This window comes from Sphingomonas cannabina, assembly GCF_021391395.1.
Taxonomy (GTDB): Bacteria; Pseudomonadota; Alphaproteobacteria; order Sphingomonadales; family Sphingomonadaceae; genus Sphingomonas; species Sphingomonas cannabina.
The window spans coordinates 586028-609444 of record NZ_CP090059.1; the positions used below are offsets into that span (position 1 = coordinate 586028).

A 23417-nucleotide genomic window follows, 5' to 3' on the forward strand; every position below is an offset into this window, starting at 1 on the left:
ATCGTATCCGATTCCACCGCTTGTCGGCCCCGGTTGCGCGGCTATGTTCGCTTCAGGGGGAAAAGGGGCTGGACGGGGGCATCGTCACCGGACTGATCGATGTTGCTGCGCGCGAAACGATCATGTTCGCGGCGACCGGCTTCCTTGTGGGCGGCGTCGACGATCTGATCGTCGACGCCGTCTATTTCGCGCGGCTGGGGTGGCGGCGGGCGACCGGGCGGCGCGATCCGCTGCTTGCCGAGCTGCCGCCGCCCAGCCGCCCGATCGCGGTGTTCGTGCCGTCGTGGGATGAGGCCGCGGTGATCGGCCGGATGCTCCGCACGGCGGTCGAGCGCTGGCCGCATCCGGGGCTGCGCATCTACGCCGGCGCCTATCCCAACGATTGGGAGACGATCGAGGCGATCGCGGCGGTCGCGCTCGACGATCCGCGCGTCCGACTCGTCGTCGGCACGCGCGCGGGGCCGACGACCAAGGCCGACTGCCTCAACAGCCTGTGGACCGCGATGCTGAACGACGAAGCAGCCGGGCTGGAGCCGGCGGTCGCGGTGGTGCTCCACGATTCGGAGGACGTCGTCCACGCCGGCGAGCTTGCGGTCTATGATCATCTGATCGGCGATTATGACGCGGTGCAGGTCCCGGTGCTGCCGCTGGTCGATCGCGACTCCCGCCTCGTCGCCGGCACCTACATCGACGAGTTCGTCGAGTCCCATGCCAAGCAGCTCGTCGTGCGCCAGGCGGTCGGCGCCGGGCTTCCTTTCGCGGGAGTCGGCTGTGCGATGTCGCGCGAGATGCTCGGCCGCGTCGCCGAGGCGCGCGGCGGCAAGCCGTTCGATGCCGCCAGCCTGACCGAGGACTATGAGCTGGGGCTGACGATCTCGGCGCTCGGCGGGCGGGTCGCAGCGCCGCGCGTCCGAGAACATGCCGGCGGCCTGCCGGTGGCGGTTCACGCCTATTTCCCCGGCACGGTCGAAGCCGCGGTGCGCCAGCGCGCGCGCTGGATGTTCGGTATCGCCTTCGCGGGATGGGATCGGCTGGGCTGGGCGGGATCCCGCGGAATCGGCGATTACTGGATGCGGATGCGCGATCGCCGCCAGCCGCTGGGCGTGCTGGTGCTCGCCGCCGCCTATGCCGCGCTGTTCCTCTGGGGTGTCAGCGTGGTTCGTGTCCTTGTCGGCGGGACGCCGCTGCCGGTGCCCCACCCCTGGGTCCAGGCGGTGCTGGCGCTCAACCTGGGCCTGCTCGTCTGGCGTATCGCGGTGCGTGCCGGATTCATCGCGGCGAGCTATGGCTGGGCGGAGGCGGCGCTGTCGATGCCGCGGCTCATCGTCGGTAATGTGATTGCGTTGATGGCGGCGCGGCGGGCGTTGTTCCGCTATGTCGGAACCTTGCGCGGTGCACGACCGCACTGGGACAAGACGGCGCACCGCTTTCCCACCGAAGCCGAGCTCATGGCACCTGAGGCATGAGCGGCCGCCCGCTTCGTTTCCTTGGTCTGGTGACGGGCGGCTGGGTGGCGGCAAGGGTGCTGATCCTTTGGCACGAAACCGGATCGCTGCCGGAGGCGATTCGCCGCGTGGCACCTCTGCCGGTGCTCGCCGCACATCCGCCGATGGTCACGACCGCCCCGGCCTCGGCTCGAATGCCGTCGCGAGCGATCGTGCCCGGAATCCACCGTATCGCTCATGCCGGTCGGACACCGCTCGCTCCCAACGGCGGGATGCCCTCCAATCCGCGACGCGTGCAGCTCGCTCTGCTGGCGATGAGCCAGTTCGGACCCGTGCACGAGATCGAACAGGAATCGGAAACGCAGCCTCAGCTCCGGCGCGACTTGCCCGCCCTTGCCGCCCTTGCCGCGCGGGGCGAAGGCCGCTGGTCGGCGAGCAGCTGGCTGATCGTGCGCGGCGGGACCGGCCTCGGCGCCAGCACCGACGCACCGCAGCTCGGCGGTTCGCAGGGAGGGCTGCGCGTCGACTATGCGCTCGGCCACGGCTTCGCCGCGACCGGCCGGCTCGCCGCGCCCGCGGCGGGGGCAGGGCGCGAGCTGGCGCTCGGGATCGCCTGGCGTCCGGGCCGCCTCCCGGTCCGCCTCGTTGCCGAACGGCGCATCGCGCTCGACGAAGGGCGGGGCGGTCCGGCACTGGGGATCAGCGGCGGCGTCTATACGGCGCTTCCCGCCGGCTTCCGGCTCGAGGGCTATGCACAGGGCGGCGCGATCTTCCGCGACGGCGCCGAACATTATGTCGACGGCATCGCCCGCGCCGCGCATCCGGTCGCGCGCTTGGGCAGGATCGATCTCGACCTCGGCGCCGGCGCCTGGGGCGGCGCGCAGCGCGGCGTCGCCCGGCTCGATCTGGGGCCCAGCCTCGGTCTCGGCATCCCACTCGCCGACCGCACCGTCCGCGTCTCGGTCGACTGGCGCCAGCGCGTCGCCGGCGAGGCGCGGCCCGGCTCCGGCCTGGCCTTGTCGGTCGGCGCCGACTTCTAGGGTGTGTACTCGATACCGGCAACGGTCTGGATCGCATTCGGGGGCTCGCTGGCAAGGAGTGCGGCGCAGACGCGTAGCTGAAGCTACGCGCAAGCAAGCGACGTAGCCAGCGAGCCCCCGAATGCGACCGCGCAGCGGCGGGCGGATTTTGACGCATGACGTCGTCGCTCGTCAGTCACGATGCTTCGGCATCGCTCCTTCCTCGCTCCTAGCCCTGCGCCAAATCCGCTCCGTCCAGACCATTGCCGGTATCGAGTACACACCCTAGCCCTTGGCACGGCCGGTAAAAGGGCTATCGGCTAGCATTCGTGGACATCTACCTGCCGATCGCCAACCTGTCGGTGAACGCGCTCGTGATCATCCTGCTGGGCGGCGGGGTGGGCTTGCTGTCGGGCATGTTCGGCGTCGGCGGTGGGTTCCTGACGACGCCGCTGCTCATCTTTTACGGCATTCCCCCCACCGTGGCGGCCGCCTCGGCGGCGAGCCAGGTCACCGGGGCGAGCGTGTCGGGCGTGTTCGCGCATTTCCGGCGCAATGGCGTCGACGTGCACATGGGGTTGGTGCTGACCTTCGGCGGCATCCTCGGCTCGATCGCAGGTGCGGGACTGTTTCGGCTGCTCCAGGCGAGCGGGCAGATCGATACGGTGATCGCGGTCATCTATGTCGTCATGCTCGGATCGATCGGCGGGCTGATGCTGCGCGAATCGCTGGTCAGCATCGGCGCGATGCGCAGCGGCACCGCGCCCAAGGCCCGCAAGCGCCGCCACCATCCTCTGGTGGCCGCGCTGCCGCTCAGGTGGCGCTTCTACCGCTCCGGCCTCTACATCTCGCCGCTCGCGCCGCTGCTGCTCGGCTTCGGCACCGGCATGCTGACCGTGCTGCTCGGCGTCGGCGGCGGCTTCATCCTGGTACCCGCGATGCTCTATCTGCTCGGCATGACCACGCAGGTCGTGGTCGGCACCAGTCTGTTCCAGATCCTGTTCGTCACCGCCGCGGCGACGATGACGCACGCGCTCACCACCAAGGCGGTCGATATCGTGCTCGCCGCGCTGCTCCTCCTCGGCTCGGTGGTCGGCGCGCAGCTCGGCGCGCGGTTCGCGGCGAAGATGAAGCCCGAATATCTCCGCCTCGCGCTTGCGGTGATGGTGCTGCTGGTGGCGGTGCGGATGCTGCTCGGCATCACCTGGCGCCCGGACGAAATCTACACGGTGGAGCTGTCGTGAAGGCGCTCGCGACCCTGCTGCTCGCGCCGCTCCTCCTCGGCGCCGCCAAGCCGGTGCTGGTGCCCGACGTCTCGCAGCGCGACATCGAGATCGCCTATTCCTTCACCGGCGCCGAGCTGCTGCTGTTCGGCGCGATCCTCTATCCCAAGGGCCAGGAGCCCGGGCCGGGCACGCCGCCGGCTGACGTGGTGGTGGTGGTCAAGGGCCCGTCCCAATCGATCCTGGTGCGCGAGAAGGAGAAGGTCGCCGGCATCTGGGTCAACGCCGACCGCATGCGCTACCGCTCGGCGCCGAGCTTCTACGCGATCGCGTCGTCCCGGCCGATCGGCCGGATCGTCGACGGGCGTACCCGCGCGATCTACGAGCTCGGTCTCGACAGCCTCCAGCTGTCTCCCGCCTCGGGCGCCGTTCCGGCCGAGCAGGCGCGGTTCGACGGAGGACTTGTCGACCTGAGGCGCCGCGGCGGCCTCTATTACGAGGACCCGAAGGCGGTCGAGATCACCGACGGCGTGCTCTATCGCGCGCGCGTCACCATCCCGGCGCGCGTGCCGGTAGGGCGGTTCACCGCCGAGACCTTCCTGATCCAGGACGGCCGCGTGCTCGCCGCGGCGGTGCGCGATATCGACATCCGCAAATCCGGCTTCGAGCGCTTCGTCGCCCGCGCCGCCGAGAAATCCTCTTTCGCCTACGGGTTGGTGGCGGTGGTGCTCTCGGTAGCCTTCGGCTGGGGCGCCGGCGCGATCGCCCGCCGCGTCTGAGCGCATTTCCGGACAAACCCGAGCCAACACAATCTTTACGCTTTCAAGGTGATACCCTGCGCGATCAGGGGGGCCGTGGATGGCGGAACGGTTGGAAAGGCACGGCTTCGAGGCCACCTCGCTCGCGGGGGCGGGTCATGGCGGTGCGTCGGCATCGGCGGGTGCGGGCACCGAGATCGGCGCCGTGTTCGAGATCGCCGGATCGAGCAGCCAGGTGCTGTTCGACCTGACGACGATCGATTCGCTCGCCGATCACGACGACGCTGCCATCGCCAGTGCCGGACAGGTCGGCAGCCAGATCAAGATGCAGGTCGGCGCCAGCTGGCTGGTCGCCAACATCCGCGCGCTGCGCCTGTCCGACAAGCATGAGAACCGCGTCGTCGCACAGGTCGATTTCCTCGGCGAGGGCGACCAGGAGAAATTGACCGGCAAGCTCTACCGCTTCCGCCGCGGCGTGACGCGCTATCCGACGCCGGGCACGGCGGTGTTCCCGGTCTCGACCGCCGACCTCAAGCAGATCTATGCCGCCGACGACCGCGCGCATGTCGAGATCGGTACCGTCTACCCGACCAAAGACATTCGCGCTGCGCTCTATGTCGACGCGATGCTCGGCAAGCATTTCGCGCTGCTGGGTTCGACCGGCACCGGCAAGTCGACCGCGGCCGCGCTGATCCTCCACCGTATCTGCCAACTCGCGCCCGAGGGTCATGTCGTGATGATCGACCCGCACGGCGAATATTCGGCGGCATTCAGGACGACGGGCGCGATCTACGACGTCTCCAACCTGCAGATGCCCTACTGGCTGATGAACTTCGAGGAGCATTGCGAGGTGTTCGTCACCACCTCGGGCTCCGACCGGCAGATCGATTCCGATATCCTCGCCAAATGCCTGCTCGCGGCCAAGGGCAAGAACCGGCTGGCGGCCGAGATCGGCAAGCTCACCGTCGATTCGCCGATCCCCTATCTCCTGTCGGACCTGCTCAACCTCATCCAGCTCGAGATGGGCAAGCTCGACCGCGCCGGCGACACCGCGCCCTATCTGCGCCTCAAGGCCAAGATCGAGGAGATCAAGTCGGATCCGCGCTATTCCTTCATGTTCTCGGGCATGCTGGTCGCCGATTCGATGGCCACGTTCCTGTCGCGCGTGTTCCGCCTGCCCAGCGACGGCAGGCCGATCTCGATCATCGACGTGTCGGGGGTGCCGAGCGAGATCACCTCGGTGGTGGTGGCGGTGCTGTCCCGCATGGTGTTCGACTTCGCGATCTGGTCTCGCGGCGAGGCGCAGCGGCCGATCCTGCTCGTCTGCGAGGAGGCGCACCGCTACGTCCCCAACGAGCGCAACGCCGACGGCTCGTCGGTCGGCCGCATCCTCAGCCGTATCGCCAAGGAAGGCCGCAAGTACGGGGTGTCGCTGGGCCTCATCACCCAGCGGCCGTCGGACCTTGCCGAGGGGGTGCTGTCGCAATGCGGCACGATCATCGCGATGCGCCTCAACAACGACCGCGACCAGGCCCATGTCCGCGCGGCGATGCCGGAAGGCGCGCGCGGCTTCCTCGATTCGATTCCCGCGCTCAGGAACCGCGAATGCATCGTCTGCGGTGAAGGCGTCGCGACGCCGATCCGCGTGCTGTTCGACACGCTGGACGAAGACAAGCGTCCGGCTTCCGGCGACCCGCTCTTCTCCGAGCTGTGGCGCGAGACCGGCGGCGAGGAAGGGCTGATCGAGCGCACGATCAAGCGCTGGCGCGCGCAGGGGCGCTGAGCCGCATCGTCCGTCCGTGTGCTCCTGCGAAGGCAGGAGCCGTGGCCAAAGCTCCTGCTTTCGCAGGAGCACAAGGGTTTCCAGCGACAGTCGAGAATGACCGGCGGCCTCAGTTGCCGCCCGAGCTCACCGACATCAGTTTGTTGAACTTGCTCTTGAACTCGGCGAGGTCGCGCCCGCTCAGCTTCTGGACGGATTCGAACGTCACCTTGCCCGGATTGATCGGCACGCCGTTCTTCGTCAGCTCGTAATGGAGGTGCGGGCCGGTCGAGAGCCCGGTCGAGCCGACATAGCCGATCACCTGCCCCGGGCTCACCCGCTGGCCGGCGCGCACCGCGATTCTGCTCATATGGCCATAGCCGGTCGCCATGCCGCCCGCATGGGATAGCTTGACGAAATTGCCGTAGCCGCCGGCGCGGCCCGCCATCTGCACCACGCCGGCCATCGCCGCGCGGATCGGCGCGCCATAGGGCGCGGCGATATCGAGCCCCTTGTGCATCCGCATATAGCCGAGCAGCGGGTGCCGGCGCATCCCGAAGCCGGAGCTCAGCCGCCCCTGCACCGGCATCCCCGCGCCGCCGCGGGTGGTCGCCCCGATGCCGCGCGGATCGAACCACTGGCTCTTGCCGTCCTCTTCCCAGCGCATGAGCTGGAGCTTCTTCGACGCGCCGGTGAGCCCGGCATAGAGCAGCTTGCCGAGCTGAACCTCGCCGGTCGCGGCCTTGGCCTGCTCGACGATGATGTCGAACTGGTCGTCGGCGCCGACGCGGCTGATCGGCATGCGCGAGGCGATCGAGCGGATGAACGCCTCCACCGCCTTGGCCGGCACGCCGGCCGCGCGCGCCGAACGATAGAGGCTGGTACCGGCGCGCCCCTGGATGCGCAGCGGCGTATGGTCGATCGCGATCGGCATGGCGGCGAGCTGGAGAGCGCCGTCGTTGCGTGCGACCTCAATATTGAGGTCGAACTTGGCGCGGAACGCCAGCTTCTCGAGCGGGCGCGGCGCGTCCTTGTCCGGGCGGCGGCCGAGCGTCAGCTCGAACTGGGTGCCGGGACGCAACTCGCCCAGGCTCATTCGCGCAGCGACCATGTCCGCCACCGCATTCGCCTCCGGCGCCCCGACGCCGGCGCGGCGCAGCACCGCCGCGAAGTCCTCGCCGCTGCCGAGCGTCGCGGTCGCCTCGATGATCGGGCGTTCGGGCGTGTCGGTGAGCGGCTTGACCAGCCCGGTCGCGCCCAGCCGCCTGCCGCTGTTGGCGCCGAGCGCGAGCGGCGTGATCGCGAGGCTGCGGGTCTCGTCATAGTCGCTGCCGGTCATCGCCGGCGGCGCGGTCACCGCGAGCGGTCGGCTGAAACCCGGCGACAGGGCGACGGTGCCGGCGATCAGCGCCGCGCAGGTCGCCGCGCCGCGCCACCAGGTGCGCGAGCCGATGTCGGCGCCGAGGTCCGGCACCAGCTCGACATGGGCGAACCACTCGCCCAGCCGTTCGAGGAAGCTCGGGAGGGGCGTCACCGGGGATGCGCGACCGAACGACAGCGCCGTCGCGCCGCCTGCGCCCTCAAGCCCATGATCGTTGCGCAAGTACATGCGCACCCCACCCCAAAATCTGCGGCCTGCCGACCCCAGGCCCGGGTGTGAGGGTTGTGGCGTGGAGTCCCTAAAGTCAAATTAACCCCGTCGCGGCCGGGGCGATGCTGCGACGAATCGTGCCTGATGCTGGACGAACCGGGAATGCCCGACTCGCCGCGATCGAGCCAAGCATCGGACTCAATTACAGAATTTCCCGGAAGACAAAGGTTGCGGAACCGTCCGTGCGCGCCGATGTAGGGCATCGCGATGGCATCGTTCGCGCGCTCCCCGATCACGGCGGTGCTGGGCCCGACCAACACCGGCAAGACCCATCTCGCGGTAGAGCGGATGTGCGGTCATTCCTCCGGCATGATCGGCTTCCCGCTGCGTCTGCTCGCGCGCGAGGTCTATGACCGCGTCGTCAGGCTCAAGGGCAACCATCAGGTCGCCCTGATCACCGGCGAGGAGCGGATCGTCCCGCCCGGCGCGCGCTGGTTCCTCTGCACGGCTGAATCGATGCCGCTCGATCGGGAGGTCGGGTTCGTTGCCTTGGACGAGGCGCAGCTCGGTGCCGATCCCGAGCGCGGTCATGTCTTCACCGACCGCATCCTGCGCGTCAGCGGCCGCGACGAAACCATGATCCTCGGCTCCGAGACGCTGAAGCCGATGTTGCGCAGCCTCGTCCCCGAGGCCGAGGTGATCGAGCGTCCGCGTTTCTCGACGCTGAGCTATGCCGGCGCGAAAAAGCTCTCGCGCCTGCCAAAACGCTCGGCGATCGTCGCGTTCAGTGCGGAGGAGGTCTATGCCGTCGCCGAGGCGCTCCGCCGTCTGCGCGGCGGCGCCGCGGTGGTGATGGGGGCGCTCAGTCCTCGCACCCGCAATGCCCAGGTCGCGATGTTCCAGGCCGGCGAGGTCGACTATCTCGTCGCCACCGATGCGATCGGCATGGGCCTCAACATGGATGTGGCGCATGTCGCCTTCGCCTCGCTGAGCAAGTTCGACGGCCGTCGGCAGCGCCGCCTCACGGTTTCGGAAATGGCGCAGATCGCCGGCCGCGCCGGGCGCCATCAGCGCGACGGCACCTTCGGCGCGCTGCACGAGGAGGGGCCCGGTGCCTTCACCCCCGAGGAGGTCCGGGCGATCGAGGAGCATCGCTTCCCGCCGCTCGACTTCCTCTACTGGCGCGAGGGGGAGCCCGACCTCTCCAGCGTCGACGCGCTGATCGCCGGCCTGGAGGCGAAGCCGGACCGGCCGGGCCTGCGTCCCGCGCCCGAAGCGGTCGACCTTGCGGTGCTGAAGCGTCTTGCCGACGAACCGTGGGTCCGCGAGCGCGGCCGAGTCGACCGATTATGGGCGGCGTGCGGCCTGCCCGATTTCCGCAAGCTCGGACCCGAGCCGCACAGCCGCTTCGTCGGCCGCATCTTCCAGCACCTGACCGAGGGCGACGGCCATGTCCCGCACCGCTGGTTCGCCGAAGAGATCGCACGGCTCGACAATGTCGCGGGTGATGTCGAGACGATCGCGGCGCGCATCGCCGCCGCGCGCAGCTGGGCCTATATCGCCCACCGCGCCGACTGGCTCGCCGAGCCGCTCCACTGGCAGGAGCGCGCGCAGGCGCTCGAGACGAGGCTGTCGGATGCCCTCCACGACCGACTGACCCAGCGCTTCGTCGACAAGCGCACCACCGCGCTGCTGCGCTCGATCGGCGCCGACGCCAGCGCCCTGCCGGTGACGATCGGGCCGGAAGGCGAGGTGCTGGTCGAGGACCATCCGATCGGCCGGTTGGAGGGCTTCCGCTTCACTGTCGCCGCCGACGCGCGGGCGACCGACAAGCGCATCCTGCTCGCCGCGGCCGAGAAGCGGCTGGGCGGCGAGCTTGCCAAGCGCGGCCGGGCGCTGGCCGAGGTATCCGATGCGGCGCTCGCGCTCGAAGGGACAGCGCTTCTGTGGAACGGGAACGAGGTGGCGCGGCTCACCGCCGGTCCTGAGCTCACGCGCCCGCGCATCCGGCTCGACCGCGCGCTCGACAGGCTCGACAAGCCCGCTCGCGAAGCCGTGGCGGCGCGGCTGGCGCAATGGGTGGAATCGGAGACACGACGTCTGACACCGGCGCTCGCCCGGCTCGACCGGCTGGTGCGCGATCCTGATGCGCCCGGCGCGCTGCGCGCCACCGCCGCCGCGCTTGCCGATGCCGGCGGACTCGCCGAGCGCACCGCCGTGCCCGATGTCGAGGCGCTGGACCCGATCGCACGCAAGTTCCTGCGCAAGCTCGGCATCACCGTCGGCACGCTCGACCTGTTCGACCCGCGCCTGCTCAAGCCGACCGCGGCGGCGTGGCGCGCGGCGCTGCTCGGTGCGCGCGATGTTGCGGTGACGTTGCCGCCGCCGGGCGCGAGCGTCGCCAGGGGAGGCACGCCGCTCGCCGGCTTCCGCCGTGTTGGCAGCCAGCAGGTCCGTGTCGACCTGGTCGAGCGGCTCGCCCGCGCCGCGCACGACGCGCGCGCCGGCCGCAAGCCCTTCGTCCCCGATCCCGCGCTCGCCACATCGATCGGCGTCACGCCGGATACGCTCGCCAAGCTGATGGCACGCCTCGGCTTCCGGAGCGTCGCGAACGGGGAAGGGCCACCGCAATGGGCCTGGCGCGGCCGTCCGCAGCCCCGCCCGAAGGTGGATGCGCCGTCCCGCCGCAGCAACGCCTTCGCCGCGCTGGCCGATCTGGATCTCGGCCATGGCTGAGCCGGCGTCGACGATGCGGCTCGATAAATATCTCTGGTTCGCGCGCCTCGCGAAGACGCGGAGCTTCGCCCAGGAGGTGGCCGAGGCGCGGCACCTTCGCATCGACGAGCGCGTTGTGGAGAAGGCGGCGGCGCCGGTCCGCGTCGGCAATGTGCTGACCTTTCCGCTCCACGGTCGCGTCCGCGTGATCCGGATCGAGGCGCTGCCGGCACGCCGCGGTCCGGCGAGCGAAGCAAGAGGCTGCTACACCGACCTAGCTGAGAACGTCTCGCAGCAAGCCGCCGCCGATTGACGACGCAATCCCGCTTGCATAGCGAGGGCGCCGTTCGAAGGAGTTGATGGAATGACCTACGTCGTCACCGATGCCTGCATCCGCTGCAAGTACATGGACTGCGTCGAGGTCTGTCCCGTCGACTGCTTCTACGAGGGCGAGAACATGCTCGTCATCAACCCCAACGAATGCATCGACTGCGGCGTGTGCGAGCCCGAATGCCCGGCCGAGGCGATCCTGCCCGACACCGAGAGCGGCCTCGAGCAATGGCTGGAGCTGAACAGCACCTTCTCCGCGCAGTGGCCGAACGTCACCCGCAAGGGCGACCAGACCCCCGCCGACGCCGACGAGCACAAGGGCGAGACCGGCAAGTACGACAAATATTTCTCGCCCGAGCCCGGCCAGGGCGACTGAGGATTCCCGGCGCCGCCGAAATGCGCCGTAAGGCGCATTTCCAAACGGCAAACACCATAGATTCGCTTGCTATCGATCGCAGCTTCCGCCCGGAAGCCTTGGAATCGGCCCGATTCGACGCAAATCTGTCACGAACTGCACGTCGAATGTGACAGCGGGCTGGTAATTTTATTGCGAGCATGTTAAATAGGAGTCGACGGAGACGATTGGATTCGCTCTTCGCCCGGAGACGTAAGAACACCCGCCCCGACCCAGCGCCGTTCGTTTCGCTCCCGCGAGGCGTACGGCTTTCGATTACTCGGGGCATGTACCACGGAAAGGCTTCTCAGCAATGGCTGCAAAGGCGCTGTCCTTCGACGTCGGCGATTATGTCGTTTACCCCAAGCACGGTGTCGGCCGTGTCATCGAGCTCCAGAAGCAGGAAATCGCGGGCACCAGCCTCGAACTCTATGTGCTGCGTTTCGAGAAGGAGCGCATGACGCTCCGTGTTCCGACCAACAAGGCCGAGAGCGTCGGCATGCGCAAGCTGTCCTCGGACAAGACGCTCAAGGAAGCGCTCGAGACGCTGAAGGGCAAGCCCAAGGTCAAGCGCACCATGTGGTCGCGCCGCGCGCAGGAATATGAGGCGAAGATCAACTCGGGCGACCTGGTGTCGATCGCCGAGGTGGTCCGCGACCTGTTCCGGCCCGACGACCAGCCCGAGCAGAGCTATTCTGAGCGCCAGATCTTCGAGGCGGCGGCCTCGCGCCTCGCCCGCGAGCTCGCGGCGATGGAGCAGGTCGACGAGCCCAAGGCGCTCGAGAAGATCCTCGAGATCCTGCGCAAGGCCGCACCGGCTCATGCCAAGGACAAGGCGGTCGCCTGAACGGCGGGCATCTGAATGAAACAGCGAAGGGGCGGCCGGCAACGGCCGCCCCTTTTCGTTTGCACTTGTAGTCGAACGCGTGTATTACTGTAGCAATACACAATCGGGAGACGGGTCGATGCGCAAGGTGATGATCGTACTGGCGGCGCTGCCGCTCGCGGCGTGCGGGTCGGTGGCGATGGGCAACGACAGCGGCAGCAAGGTGAGCGCCAGCGGTTCGGGCGCCTCGCGCAGCTTCCAGGTCGCCGGCTTCGACCATGTCGACCTGCGCGGCTTCGACGACGTCGACGTCAAGGTCGGCCCTGCCTTCTCGGTCCGCGCCGAGGGGCCGATCGAGGAACTCGACAAGCTCGACATCCGCAAGGACGGCACCACGCTCAAGGTCGGCCGCGTCAACCAGAACGGCTTCAACTGGGGCGACCACCACGGCAAGGGCGTCAGGGTCTATGTCACCATGCCGGCGATGAAGGGCGCCAGCGTCGCCGGATCGGGCGACATGACCGTCGATCGCGTCGCCGGGGGCGACTTCGACGGATCGATCGCGGGCTCGGGCAATCTCACCATCGGGGAGCTCGGGGTGAACACCGCCGACCTCTCCATCGCGGGCTCGGGCGACCTCAAGGCCAGCGGCCAGGCCGCCCGCATGAAGGTGTCGATCGCCGGGTCGGGCGACGTCGATGCGCCGGGCCTCAAGGCCTCGACCGCCGACGTGTCGATCGCCGGCTCCGGCGGCGTCCATGCCAACATCAGCGGCCAGGCCGAGGTATCGCTGATGGGCTCGGGCGACGTCGATCTGGGACCGAACGCCCATTGCAGCACCAGCAAGATGGGCTCGGGCGAGGTCCGCTGCGGCAGCTGACGCGGCTTGCCTGAGACCGTGCGGGGTGCGAAGCCTGCGGCCATGATCCGGTTCGCACCCCTGGCGCTTCTGCTGGTCACCGCGCCGGCGGCTGCCGACGAACGCAGCTTCATGCTCTCCGGCTTCGAGCGCATCCGCGTCGAAGGGCCGTTTGAGGTCGAGGTGACCACCGGCCGTAGCGCCGCGGCGCACGCGGAGGGCGATCGGCGCGCGCTCGAAGGAGTCCGGGTCGAGGTCGAGGGCACCACGTTGGTGGTGTCGTCCAACGTCAACAGCTGGGGCGGCTATCCCGGTGCGACCCGGTCCGTGCCGAAGGTGATCGCGACGGTGCCGATGCTCCGCGCCGCCGCGGTAACCGGCGGCGGGCAGTTGACCGTGACGAGCATGTCGGGCCAGCGCGTCGCCCTCTCGCTGACCGGCGCAGGCACGATCCGCGTCGGCGCGATCGACGCCGACCAGCTCAGCGCCAGCCTGATCGGCACCGGCGCACTCGTCCTCGCCGGCAAGGCTCGCGACGCGCGTTTCCAGACCAACGGCGCCGGCACCATCGATGCCGAGGGCCTCAGCGCCGGCACGCTCACCGTCGCCGCCCAGAGCGCGGGCGATTCGAGCTTCACCGCGCGCAACACCGCCACCATCGCCGCGCTGGGTAACGGCACCATCCGGGTGAATGGCCCCGCCACCTGCAGCGTCACCGGCAGTGCACCTGTGCTCTGCGGCAACCGGCCGGCGCGCTGAGGCGTTGAAAAGAGGGTTCACGCAGAGGCGCAGAGGACGCAGAGGTGTCTCGCCTGTAGCCCTCGTCTCGCGTCAGCGAGACCTTTCAACCTGTGGCAAGCGCCAACCATGAAGGCCGCTGGCGCGGCTGAGCGTGCGGCAGGCGACGTATCTCCGCGTCCTCTGCGCCTCTGCGTGAACCCATTTCTCCGCCCCAAGCCGAACGTCGCCCGGCAAACCCCGTGTTCACTGCTCAACTCACCGCATCCGGGTTGACCCTCGCAACGACTCATCTATGGAAATGCACGCTTCGTCGACAGGAAATGCCCGCAATGGCCTTCACCGACCGCGCCGAGCGCAGCCCTGGTGCCAAGCTCGCCTTCGCCATCCTCGTCGCGGCGCTGCTCGCGGTCCCGCTCTTCACCGTCTATCTGCTGGTCTACGACCGCGAGTCGCAGTCGCGCACCGCGACCGCCTCGATCGCGGAGGGCTGGGGCGGGCCGCAGACGATCGCAGGGCCGGTGCTGGTCATCCCCTATCAGACCGACGCCACCGAGACGGTGACCGAAGGCGGTCGCCAGGTCACCCGCGTCAACCGCGTGTGGCGTGAGCTCGAGATCGCGCCCGACGTCGCCGACCTCAAGTCCTCGCTGGCCCCCGAGCGGCGCAAGCGCTCGATCTACGAGGTGGTGGTCTATTCGGCGCGCAACGAGGGCAGCGCGCGCTTTGCCCTGCCGGCCGATCTCGCCCGCTATGGCGTCAGCGCCGACACGCTCGCCTATGACCGCGCCGAGCTGCGCTTCGGCCTCAGTGACGCCCGCGGCCTCTACGGCCCGCCGCCGAGCGTGACGGTTGACGGACAGACGCGCGCGCTCCAGCCCGGCAAGGGGCCGCGCGAGACCGGCGGCTCGGGCTTCTTCGCCCCCATCGACGCCAGCGCGATCCGCGGCCGTCCGCTCGTGACGCAATTCGCCTTCGATTTCCGCGGCAACGGCAGCCTCACCCTGTCGCCGCGTGCCGGCGACACGCGTTGGCGGGTGACCTCGCCGTGGCAGCATCCGAGCTTCCAGGGCGGCTTCCTGCCGACCGGCCACAGCCTCACCAAGGACGGATTCGCCGCCAGCTGGCGCGTCGGCAACCTCGCGCTGGGAACCGCGCTGGTCGGCACCAATGCCCCGGCGGAGCCCAGCCAGGCGCGCGAGACCTATGACGTCGGCAATGTCGCCGGCGACCATCAGGCCAGCGTCACGCTGATCACCCCGGTCGACCTCTATTCCCAGGTCAACCGCAGCGTGAAATACGGCTTCCTGTTCATCGGCTTCACCTTCATGGCCTTCCTGTTGTTCGACGTGGTCGGCGGGGTGCGCGTGTCGGCAGCCGAATATCTGCTGGTCGGCGCGGGGCTGGTGCTGTTCTTCGTCATGCTGCTCGCCTTCGCCGAGGTGATCGGCTTCACGCCGGCCTATCTGCTCGCCGCCGCCATGATCATCGGCCTCTTGACCGCCTATTCGGCCGCGGTGCTGAAAAGCCGCCGCCGCGCGGGCTTCATCGCCGGCCTGCTGGTGGCGCTCTATGCCGTGCTCTATGTGCTCTTGAGCCTCGAAGCCTATTCGCTGCTGATCGGATCGCTTCTCCTGTTTGCGGCGTTGGCCTCGATCATGTACCTGACCCGCAATCTCGAGTGGGGCGCCCGTCCGGGTGCCCCGGAATCAGCGGCGTAAGGACGTTCGATGGCGCAGTTCACGCTCCCCACGAATTCGACGATCAAGAAGGGCAAGGAGCACAAGGCCGCGCCCGAGGCCAAGCGGGTGAAGCGCTTCAAGATCTACCGCTACGATCCCGACAGCGGCGAGAATCCGCGCTACGACACGTTCGAGATCGACCTCGACCAGTGCGGCCCGATGGTCCTCGACGCGCTGATCAAGATCAAGTCGGAGATCGACCCCAGCCTCACCTTCCGCCGTTCGTGCCGCGAGGGCATCTGCGGCTCGTGCTCGATGAACATGGACGGGCGCAACGGCCTCGCCTGCACCACCGCGATCGAGGACATCAAGGGCGAGATCCGCATCACCCCGCTGCCGGCGATGGACGTGATCAAGGACCTGGTGCCCGACTTCACCCATTTCTACGCGCAGTACGCCTCGATCAAGCCGTGGCTGCAGACGGTCACGCCGCCGCCCGCCGGCAAGGAGCGGCTGCAGTCGCCGGAGGATCGCGAGAAGCTCGACGGCCTCTACGAGTGCATCCTGTGCGCCTGCTGCTCGACCTCGTGCCCGAGCTATTGGTGGAACTCCGACCGCTTCCTCGGCCCGGCGATCCTGCTCCAGGCCTATCGCTGGCTCGCCGACAGCCGCGACGAGATGACCGGCGAGCGCCTCGACGCGCTCGAGGACCCGTTCCGCCTCTACCGCTGCCACACGATCATGAACTGCGCGAACGTCTGCCCCAAGGGCCTCTCGCCCGCCAAGGCGATCGCCGAGATCAAGAAGATGGAAGCCGAGCGGGTCATCTGAACCGCGTGAGCGAGCAGCCCCCCTTCTTCAGCTACGAGGACGATCCCGACCAGCCGGGCTGGAAGCTGTGGAAGGCGACCGACCCCACGCGCTTCAACACGCTGCTCGGCCCCCTCTCGGTCCGCGTCGACGGCGGAATCGCGCGGGTGCGGATGATGCCCGAGCATCGCCACTCGAACCTGCGCGATCATGTCCATGGCGGCGCGCTGCTCGGCTTCATCGACGTCGCGATGTTCGCCGGCTGCCGCGGCTTCGGGGTGCTGAATGCGGGCGGCGCGGTGACGCTCGACCTTTCGGCCCAGTTCATCGGCGGCGCGGCGATCGGTGAGCCGATCGAGGCTCAGGTCGAGCTGCTGCGCGAGACCGGCCGGATGCTGTTCGTCCGCGGCATCATCGTCCAGGGGAGCGACAAGATCGCCGCCTTCTCGGGCACGCTGAGGAAGAGCACGCCGAAATGACCACTCGTGCCCCGGCGAAGGCCGGGGCCCAGCTCCGACCGGCCCGCAACTGGGCCCCGGCCTTCGCCGGGGCGCGGGAGGCGCGCGCATGAGCAAGCTCCTTCCTCGCTACGAAGCGCTGGTCGTGGCCGGCGAGCTTCGCGCCGATCCAGCGCAGGCCGCCGCCGCCCGCCGGCTCGACCAGCTCGCGACCGAGCTGGAAGCGCAGCCCAAGCGCGGCAGCGTCCTCTGGCGCTTCGGCCGCAAGCCGGAGGCACCCAAGGGCCTTTACCTCTGGGGCGGCGTCGGGCGCGGCAAGTCGATGCTGATGGACCTGTTCTTCGGCTGCCTCGATATCCGCAGGAAGCGTCGCGTCCATTTCCACGAGTTCATGGCCGAGGTGCACGATCGCCTGCGCGTCGAGCGCGCCAAGGAGAAGGGCGACCCGATCCGGCCGGTCGCCGAGGCGCTGACCGACGAGGTGCGCCTGCTCGCCTTCGACGAGTTGGTGGTCAACAACACCGCCGACGCCGCGATCCTCTCGCGCCTGTTCACCGAGATGTTCGCGCGCGGACTGACGGTGGTCGCTACCTCCAACCGGCCGCCGCGCGACCTCTACAAGGACGGCCTCAACCGCGAGCTGTTCCTGCCCTTCATCGACCTGATCGGCGAGAAGATGGACGTGATGGCGCTGAACGGCCCCGTCGATTACCGGCTCGACCGCCTCGGCACGATGAAGACCTGGCTGGTTCCCAACGGACCCGAAGCGACCGCGACGCTCTCCGCCGCCTTCTTCCGCCTGACCGACTATCCGGTCGAGGACCGCGCCAACGTGCCGTCGGAGGAGCTGCCCGTCCCCGGCGGCCGCACGCTGCACGTGCCCAAGAGCTTGAAGGGCGTCGCGGTCTTCTCGTTCAAGCGCCTGTGCGGCGAGCCGCGCGGGGCGGCGGATTATCTCGCGATCGCACGGCATTTCCATACCGTGATCCTGGTCGGCATCCAGAAGCTCGGGCCCGAGAACCGCAACGAGGCGGCGCGCTTCGTCACGCTGATCGACGCCCTCTACGAGCACAAGGTCAAGCTGCTTGCCGCCGCCGATGCCGAGCCCGAGCAGCTCTACCAGTCGGGCGACGGCAGCTTCGAATTCGCCCGCACGGTGAGCCGCCTGCGCGAGATGGGCTCCGACGACTATCTCGCCGCGGAACGTTATTGATACTGCGAACGATTTGCATTAAAAAGTGTTAACTCGTCCGATCTAAGGGTTGCCCTGCCGCGGGGATCGGCCTATGCCGCGCCCGATTCCGCGCGCCGGTCGTCATTGCGCGCCAGTTCAGGAGACCCGCATGGCTCGCAAGAAGATCGCGCTGATCGGCGCCGGCAACATCGGCGGCACGCTCGCCCATCTCGCCGCGCTCAAGGGACTCGGCGACATCGTGCTGTTCGACGTCGTCGAGGGCGTGCCCCAGGGCAAGGCGCTTGATCTGTCGCAGTGCGGTCCGGTCGAGGGCTTCGACGCGAAGATCACCGGCTCCAACGACTATGCCGACATCGCCGGCGCCGACGTGATCATCGTGACCGCCGGCGTCGCCCGTAAGCCGGGCATGAGCCGTGACGACCTGCTCGGTATCAACCTCAAGGTCATGAAGGCGGTCGGCGAGGGCATCGCGCAGAACGCGCCCGACGCGTTCGTGATCTGCATCACCAACCCGCTCGACGCGATGGTGTGGGCGCTGCGCGAGTTCTCGGGTCTCCCGCATCAGAAGGTGGTCGGCATGGCCGGCGTGCTCGATTCGGCGCGCTTCACCACCTTCCTCGCCGAGGAGTTCAACGTCTCGGTGCAGGACGTCAATTCGTTCGTGCTCGGCGGCCATGGCGACACGATGGTGCCGGTGCTCGAATATTCGACCGTCAGCGGCATCCCGGTCAGCGACATGATCAAGATGGGCTTCTCGACCAAGGAGCGTATCGACGAGATCGTCAAGCGCACCCGCGGCGGCGGCGGCGAGATCGTCGCGCTGCTGAAGACCGGCTCGGCCTATTACGCCCCGGCGACCAGCGCGATCGCGATGGCGGAGAGCTACCTCTACGACCAGAAGCGCGTGCTGCCGGCGGCGGTGCACCTCACCGGCCAGTACGGCGTCGACGACCTCTACGTCGGCGTGCCGTGCATCATCGGCGCGGGCGGCGTCGAGAAGGTGGTCGAGATCGCGCTCAGCGACGAGGCCAAGGCCAACCTCCAGGTCTCGGTCGACGCGGTCAAGGAGCTGCTGGTGGCCTGCAAGGGAATCGACGCGAGCCTGAACTGATCCCCGTGCCCCGGCGAAGGCCGGGGCCCAGCTGCCGGGAGCATGCGATTGGAGAAACGCGGCTTCGTCTACATTGTCGCCAGCCAGCGCAACGGGACGATCTATATCGGATCGACGAGCAATCTCCCGCAGCGCATCTGGCAGCACCGCAACGGGGTCGCCGACGGGTTCACGAAGGAACATCGCTGTCACATCCTCGTCTGGTACGAGGCCTACGACAGCCTGGAAGAAGCGCGATTGCGCGAGAAACGAATGAAGGAGTGGAAACGGAGCTGGAAACTGCGGGAGATCGAGGGGCCGAACCCGGACTGGGAAGACCTCTACCCGTCGATCGCAAACGGCTGACGCTTTCCGAACTGGGCCCCGGCCTTCGCCGGGGCACAATTGAGGGCTGACAAACGAATGAGCATCCTCGTCGACAAGAGCACCAAGGTCATCACCCAGGGCATGACCGGTGAGACCGGCACCTTCCACACCCAGCAGGCGCTGGCCTATGGGACTCAGATGGTCGCCGGCGTCACCCCCGGAAAGGGCGGCACCGAGCACATCGGCCTCCCCGTGTTCGACACCGTCGCCGAGGCGGTGTCCAAGACCGGCGCCAGCGCGAGCGTGATCTACGTGCCGCCGCCCTTCGCCGCCGACTCGATCCTCGAGGCGATCGACGCCGAGGTGCCGCTGGTGGTGTGCATCACCGAAGGCATTCCGGTGCTCGACATGGTCAAGGTCAAGCGCGCCCTGTCGGGTTCCAAGACCCGGCTGATCGGCCCCAACTGCCCCGGCGTGCTGACCCCGGGCGAGTGCAAGATCGGCATCATGCCGGGCTCGATCTTCTCCAAGGGATCGGTGGGCGTTGTAAGCCGCTCGGGCACGCTTACCTATGAGGCCGTGTTCCAGACCACCAATGCGGGGCTCGGCCAGACCACCGCGGTCGGCATCGGCGGCGATCCGGTCAACGGCACCAACTTCATCGACGTGCTCGAGCTGTTCCTCGCCGACGACGCCACCCAGTCGATCATCATGATCGGCGAGATCGGCGGCTCGGCCGAGGAGGAAGCGGCGCAGTTCCTCAAGGATGAGGCCAGGCGCGGCCGAAGCAAGCCGATGGTCGGCTTCATCGCCGGCCGCACCGCGCCTCCGGGCCGCCGCATGGGCCACGCCGGCGCGATCGTCTCGGGCGGCAAGGGCGGCGCCGAGGACAAGATCGCGGCGATGGAAGCGGCGGGCATCCGCGTCGCGGATTCGCCGTCGGAGCTCGGCACCACGCTGGTCGAGGTGCTGAAGGGTTAACGGTCAAACCTTCTCCCCTTGTGGGAGAAGGATACCGGAGCTTGGCAGCTTGCTGCCTAGCGAAGGTTGGATGAGGGGTAGCGAGGCGGAGCCTCGCGCGCTTGCAAGTGCAAGCGCTTTCCCCTCACCCAGCTCCGACTAGGGCCGCGCAAGGGCGCGACCCAAGTCTGCGCAACCCTCTCCCACAAGGGGAGAGGGATGGAGAAGGTAAATGGGCTACGAAGGCCAGGATTTCAGCGAGATCGCCGGAGGCGTCTCCCCCGCGTTCGTCGAGACGCTCTATGCGCGTTTCAAGGCGGACCCGAACAGCGTCGAGCCGGGCTGGCGCCAGTGGTTCGAGGGGCTGGAGAGCACGGTGAGCGGCCCGAGCTGGGCCAATCCCGCCTGGCCGCCCAAGGATACCGATTCGCTGACGGCGGCGCTCGATCCGACGCAGATGGAACCTGCGCCCGCGCCGGCGAAGGGCGGCAAGCCCGCTCCGGCCGCCGCGGCCCCCGCCGCCGCTCCGGCGCTCGCCGATATCCGCAAGGCGGCCGACGATTCGATCCGTGCGATGATGCTGATCCGCACCTATCGCGTGCGCGGTCATCTCGCCGCCAACCTCGACCCGCTCGGCCTCTCCAAGCGCGAGATGCCGGAGGACCTCCGCACCGAATACCACGGCTTCACCGACGCCGACATCGACCGCCCGGTCTATCTCGGCGGCGCGCTCGGCCTGGAGACGGCGACGATCCGCGAGATCGTCGATATCCTGCGCGCCAACTACTGCGGCAACGTCGGCCTCGAATACATGCATATCTCCGACGTCGAGGAGCGCCGCTTCCTCCAGGAGCGCATGGAGGGCAAGGACAAGGCGATCGAGTTCACGCCCGAGGGCAAGCGCGCGATCCTGACCAAGGTGATCCAGGCCGAGCAGTACGAGAAGTTCCTCGGCAAGAAATACGTCGGCACCAAGCGCTTCGGCCTCGACGGCGGCGAGGCGATGATCCCGGCGCTCGAATCGGTCATCAAGTACGGCGGCCAGTACGGCGTGCGCGAGATCGTGTTCGGCATGGCGCACCGCGGCCGCCTCAACGTGCTGACCAACGTGATGGGCAAGCCCTATCGCGTCGTCTTCCACGAATTCGCCGGCGGGTCGGACAATCCCGACGACATCGGTGGCTCGGGCGACGTCAAGTACCATCTCGGCACCTCCACCGACCGCGAGTTCGACGGGATCAGCGTCCATATGTCGCTGGTCGCCAACCCCTCGCATCTCGAGGCCGAGGATCCGGTGGTGCTCGGCAAGACCCGCGCGATCCAGACGCTCGCCAACGACCTCGAGCAGCACACCGGCTCGCTGCCGGTGCTGATCCACGGCGACGCGGCCTTCGCGGGGCAGGGGATCGTCTGGGAATGCTTCGGCTTCTCGGGGCTGCGCGGCTACAACACCGGCGGCTGCATCCATTTCGTCATCAACAACCAGATCGGCTTCACCACCAGCCCGCAGTTCGCGCGCAGCTCGCCCTATCCGAGCGACGTGGCCAAGGGCGTCCAGGCGCCGGTGTTCCACGTCAACGGTGACGATCCGGAGGCGGTGACCTTCGCCTGCAAGATGGCGATCGAGTTCCGCCAGCGCTTCCACCGCGACGTCGTCATCGACATGTGGTGCTACCGCCGCTTCGGCCACAACGAGGGCGACGAGCCGTCGTTCACCCAGCCGCTGATGTACGCCGCGATCCGTAAGCATCCCGACGTCAGCAAGGTCTATGGCGAGCGCCTGATCCAGGAGGGCGTCGTCGACCAGGCGTGGGTCGACGAGCAGGTGAAGGAATTCACCCTGCTGCTCGAAGGCGAGTTCGAGGCGGGCGCCAGCTACAAGCCCAACAAGGCCGACTGGTTCGCCGGCCGCTGGTCGGGCCTCCACGCGCCCGCGGACGCCGAGAGCGCGCGCCGCAACGTCGAGACCGGCATCGACAAGAAGCTGTTCGACGCGCTCGGCCGCACGCTGACCACCGTCCCCGAGGGACTCGCCATCCACAAGACGCTCGGCCGCGTGCTCGACGCCAAGCGCGAGATGTTCAAGTCGGGCGAGAATTTCGACTGGGCGACCGGCGAGGCGCTGGCGTTCGGCGCGCTGCTGTCGGAAGGCTATGGCGTCCGCCTGTCGGGCCAGGATTCGGGCCGCGGCACCTTCTCGCAGCGCCACGCGGTGTGGGTCGACCAGACCGACGAGCACAAGTACGTGCCGCTCTCCACCGTCGAGCACGGCCGGTTCGAGGTGCTCGACAGCCCGCTCTCCGAATATGGCGTGCTCGGCTTCGAATACGGCTATGCGCTGGCCGACCCCAAGACGCTGGTGATGTGGGAGGCGCAGTTCGGCGATTTCGCCAACGGCGCGCAGATCATGATCGACCAGTTCATCGCCGCGGGCGAGGCCAAGTGGCTGCGCGCCAACGGCCTGGTGATGCTGCTGCCGCATGGCTACGAGGGGCAGGGGCCGGAGCATAGCTCGGCGCGGCTGGAGCGCTTCCTCCAGCTCTGCGCGCAGGACAATCTCCAGGTCGCCAACTGCACCACGCCGGCCAATTATTTCCACCTGCTGCGCCGGCAGATGCACCGCACCTTCCGCAAGCCGCTGATCGTGTTCACGCCCAAGTCGCTGCTGCGCCACAAGCTCGCGGTGTCGAAGGCGGAGGACTTCCTCGGCGACAGCCATTTCCGCCGTCTGCTGTCGGACCCCAACGCCCCGGCCGATGCCGACACCAAGCGGCTGGTGCTGTGCTCGGGCAAGGTCGCCTACGACCTGATGGAGGCGCGCGACGCCGCCGGCGACAAGGCCACCCAGATCGTCCGCCTCGAGCAGCTCTATCCCTTCCCCGGCGAGCCGCTCGCCGCGCGGATCGCGAAGATGCCGAAGCTCGAGGACGTGGTGTGGGCGCAGGAGGAGCCGAAGAACAACGGCGCCTGGTTCTTCGCCGCGCCGCTGCTCGAGGAAGTGCTGGCGACCGCCAAGGCGCCGGTCGCGCGCCCGCGCTACGCCGGCCGCGCCGCCGCCGCCTCGCCGGCGACCGGCCTGATGAAGCGCCACCAGCTCGAACAGGCCGCGCTCGTCGCCGACGCGCTCGGCCACAATGTCCGCGAAGAGATTCGGCGGACGAAGAAGGGGTAGCCGCTACGCGCTGCCGTGCCCCGGCGAAGGCCGGGGCCCAGCTGCGGCGACGGATGGATAACG

20 protein-coding genes are annotated in these 23417 nt (G+C 68.5%); 19 read left to right on the forward strand and 1 reads right to left on the reverse strand.

Going from position 1 to position 23417, the window contains the following annotated elements:
• The first annotated feature begins 20 nt into the window (after positions 1-20).
• The 5 genes from LZK98_RS02955 to LZK98_RS02975 all read left to right on the forward strand — a co-directional run bounded on the left by LZK98_RS02955 (position 21) and on the right by LZK98_RS02975 (position 6228).
• The gene (locus LZK98_RS02955; RefSeq protein WP_233784863.1) at positions 21-1466 is read left to right on the forward strand and encodes a glycosyl transferase family protein; all 1446 of its coding nucleotides are present in this window, start codon (positions 21-23) and stop codon (positions 1464-1466) included.
• Positions 1463-2485 (forward strand): hypothetical protein, encoded by a 1023-nt coding sequence (locus LZK98_RS02960; RefSeq protein WP_233784864.1) that lies wholly within the window; start codon positions 1463-1465, stop codon positions 2483-2485. Before LZK98_RS02955 ends, LZK98_RS02960 begins: the two co-directional genes overlap by 4 nt.
• 308 nt (positions 2486-2793) lie before the next feature.
• The gene (locus tag LZK98_RS02965) at positions 2794-3708 is read left to right on the forward strand and encodes a sulfite exporter TauE/SafE family protein (protein ID WP_233784865.1); all 915 of its coding nucleotides are present in this window, start codon (positions 2794-2796) and stop codon (positions 3706-3708) included.
• Positions 3705-4466, forward strand: coding sequence for a TIGR02186 family protein (locus LZK98_RS02970; RefSeq protein ID WP_233784866.1), 762 nt, complete (start codon positions 3705-3707; stop codon positions 4464-4466). Before LZK98_RS02965 ends, LZK98_RS02970 begins: the two co-directional genes overlap by 4 nt.
• 79 nt (positions 4467-4545) lie before the next feature.
• The gene (locus LZK98_RS02975) at positions 4546-6228 is read left to right on the forward strand and encodes an ATP-binding protein (RefSeq protein ID WP_233784867.1); all 1683 of its coding nucleotides are present in this window, start codon (positions 4546-4548) and stop codon (positions 6226-6228) included.
• 109 nt (positions 6229-6337) lie between these two features.
• On the opposite strand, the gene LZK98_RS02980 is transcribed toward LZK98_RS02975, so the two are convergent.
• Positions 6338-7816, reverse strand: a complete 1479-nt coding sequence (locus tag LZK98_RS02980; protein WP_233784868.1) for a M23 family metallopeptidase — start codon at positions 7814-7816, stop codon at positions 6338-6340.
• Positions 7817-8065: 249 nt separating this feature from the next.
• Here LZK98_RS02980 and LZK98_RS02985 point away from each other — a divergent pair, with 249 nt between their 5' ends.
• The 14 genes from LZK98_RS02985 (at position 8066) to LZK98_RS03050 (ending at position 23354) form a co-directional block, all read left to right on the forward strand.
• Positions 8066-10534 (forward strand): helicase-related protein, encoded by a 2469-nt coding sequence (locus LZK98_RS02985; protein ID WP_233784869.1) that lies wholly within the window; start codon positions 8066-8068, stop codon positions 10532-10534.
• Complete coding sequence (locus LZK98_RS02990) at positions 10527-10826, forward strand: RNA-binding S4 domain-containing protein (protein WP_233784870.1); 300 nt, start codon at positions 10527-10529, stop codon at positions 10824-10826. Before LZK98_RS02985 ends, LZK98_RS02990 begins: the two co-directional genes overlap by 8 nt.
• 51 nt (positions 10827-10877) lie before the next feature.
• Positions 10878-11219 carry a ferredoxin FdxA gene (fdxA, locus tag LZK98_RS02995; RefSeq protein ID WP_233784871.1) on the forward strand — a complete coding sequence of 114 codons (342 nt, stop codon included), beginning with the start codon at positions 10878-10880 and terminating at the stop codon, positions 11217-11219.
• Between the two features lie 331 nt (positions 11220-11550).
• Positions 11551-12084 (forward strand): CarD family transcriptional regulator, encoded by a 534-nt coding sequence (locus LZK98_RS03000; RefSeq protein ID WP_233784872.1) that lies wholly within the window; start codon positions 11551-11553, stop codon positions 12082-12084.
• Positions 12085-12202: 118 nt separating this feature from the next.
• On the forward strand, positions 12203-12943 hold the full coding sequence (locus tag LZK98_RS03005) for a head GIN domain-containing protein (RefSeq protein WP_233784873.1): 741 nt from the start codon (positions 12203-12205) through the stop codon (positions 12941-12943).
• Between the two features lie 42 nt (positions 12944-12985).
• Positions 12986-13681, forward strand: coding sequence for a head GIN domain-containing protein (locus tag LZK98_RS03010; protein ID WP_233784874.1), 696 nt, complete (start codon positions 12986-12988; stop codon positions 13679-13681).
• Between the two features lie 311 nt (positions 13682-13992).
• On the forward strand, positions 13993-15381 hold the full coding sequence (gene creD / locus LZK98_RS03015; RefSeq protein ID WP_233784875.1) for a cell envelope integrity protein CreD: 1389 nt from the start codon (positions 13993-13995) through the stop codon (positions 15379-15381).
• Positions 15382-15390: 9 nt separating this feature from the next.
• Complete coding sequence (locus tag LZK98_RS03020; protein WP_233784876.1) at positions 15391-16173, forward strand: succinate dehydrogenase iron-sulfur subunit; 783 nt, start codon at positions 15391-15393, stop codon at positions 16171-16173.
• 5 nt (positions 16174-16178) lie between these two features.
• A complete protein-coding gene (locus LZK98_RS03025; RefSeq protein ID WP_233784877.1) occupies positions 16179-16631 on the forward strand; it encodes a PaaI family thioesterase in 453 nt (150 codons plus the stop codon).
• An 88-nt stretch (positions 16632-16719) separates the two neighbouring features.
• Entirely contained in the window at positions 16720-17823 is a 1104-nt protein-coding gene (gene zapE / locus LZK98_RS03030) for a cell division protein ZapE (protein WP_233784878.1), read from the forward strand.
• Positions 17824-17953: 130 nt separating this feature from the next.
• Complete coding sequence (mdh, locus tag LZK98_RS03035; RefSeq protein WP_233784879.1) at positions 17954-18916, forward strand: malate dehydrogenase; 963 nt, start codon at positions 17954-17956, stop codon at positions 18914-18916.
• A gap of 48 nt (positions 18917-18964) precedes the next feature.
• Positions 18965-19261 (forward strand): GIY-YIG nuclease family protein, encoded by a 297-nt coding sequence (locus LZK98_RS03040; protein ID WP_233784880.1) that lies wholly within the window; start codon positions 18965-18967, stop codon positions 19259-19261.
• Positions 19262-19318: 57 nt separating this feature from the next.
• Entirely contained in the window at positions 19319-20203 is an 885-nt protein-coding gene (gene sucD, locus LZK98_RS03045) for a succinate--CoA ligase subunit alpha (RefSeq protein ID WP_233784881.1), read from the forward strand.
• 211 nt (positions 20204-20414) lie between these two features.
• A complete protein-coding gene (locus tag LZK98_RS03050; RefSeq protein WP_233784882.1) occupies positions 20415-23354 on the forward strand; it encodes a 2-oxoglutarate dehydrogenase E1 component in 2940 nt (979 codons plus the stop codon).
• The last annotated feature ends 63 nt before the right edge of the window (positions 23355-23417 follow it).

Excerpts from the sequence above, each read along its gene's own strand:
- fdxA (WP_233784871.1), top strand. The coding sequence starts at position 10,878 with ATGACCTACGTCGTCACCGATGCCTGCATCCGCTGCAAGTACATGGAC.
- LZK98_RS03020 (WP_233784876.1), top strand. The coding sequence starts at position 15,391 with ATGGCGCAGTTCACGCTCCCCACGAATTCGACGATCAAGAAGGGCAAG.
- LZK98_RS02985 (WP_233784869.1), top strand. The coding sequence starts at position 8,066 with ATGGCATCGTTCGCGCGCTCCCCGATCACGGCGGTGCTGGGCCCGACC.
- LZK98_RS03000 (WP_233784872.1), top strand. The coding sequence starts at position 11,551 with ATGGCTGCAAAGGCGCTGTCCTTCGACGTCGGCGATTATGTCGTTTAC.
- LZK98_RS02975 (WP_233784867.1), top strand. The coding sequence starts at position 4,546 with ATGGCGGAACGGTTGGAAAGGCACGGCTTCGAGGCCACCTCGCTCGCG.
- LZK98_RS03005 (WP_233784873.1), top strand. The coding sequence starts at position 12,203 with ATGCGCAAGGTGATGATCGTACTGGCGGCGCTGCCGCTCGCGGCGTGC.
- creD (WP_233784875.1), top strand. The coding sequence starts at position 13,993 with ATGGCCTTCACCGACCGCGCCGAGCGCAGCCCTGGTGCCAAGCTCGCC.
- LZK98_RS02980 (WP_233784868.1), bottom strand. The coding sequence starts at position 7,816 with ATGTACTTGCGCAACGATCATGGGCTTGAGGGCGCAGGCGGCGCGACG.
- zapE (WP_233784878.1), top strand. The coding sequence starts at position 16,720 with ATGAGCAAGCTCCTTCCTCGCTACGAAGCGCTGGTCGTGGCCGGCGAG.
- LZK98_RS02960 (WP_233784864.1), top strand. The coding sequence starts at position 1,463 with ATGAGCGGCCGCCCGCTTCGTTTCCTTGGTCTGGTGACGGGCGGCTGG.
- sucD (WP_233784881.1), top strand. The coding sequence starts at position 19,319 with ATGAGCATCCTCGTCGACAAGAGCACCAAGGTCATCACCCAGGGCATG.
- LZK98_RS02990 (WP_233784870.1), top strand. The coding sequence starts at position 10,527 with ATGGCTGAGCCGGCGTCGACGATGCGGCTCGATAAATATCTCTGGTTC.
- LZK98_RS03010 (WP_233784874.1), top strand. The coding sequence starts at position 12,986 with ATGATCCGGTTCGCACCCCTGGCGCTTCTGCTGGTCACCGCGCCGGCG.
- LZK98_RS03050 (WP_233784882.1), top strand. The coding sequence starts at position 20,415 with ATGGGCTACGAAGGCCAGGATTTCAGCGAGATCGCCGGAGGCGTCTCC.
- mdh (WP_233784879.1), top strand. The coding sequence starts at position 17,954 with ATGGCTCGCAAGAAGATCGCGCTGATCGGCGCCGGCAACATCGGCGGC.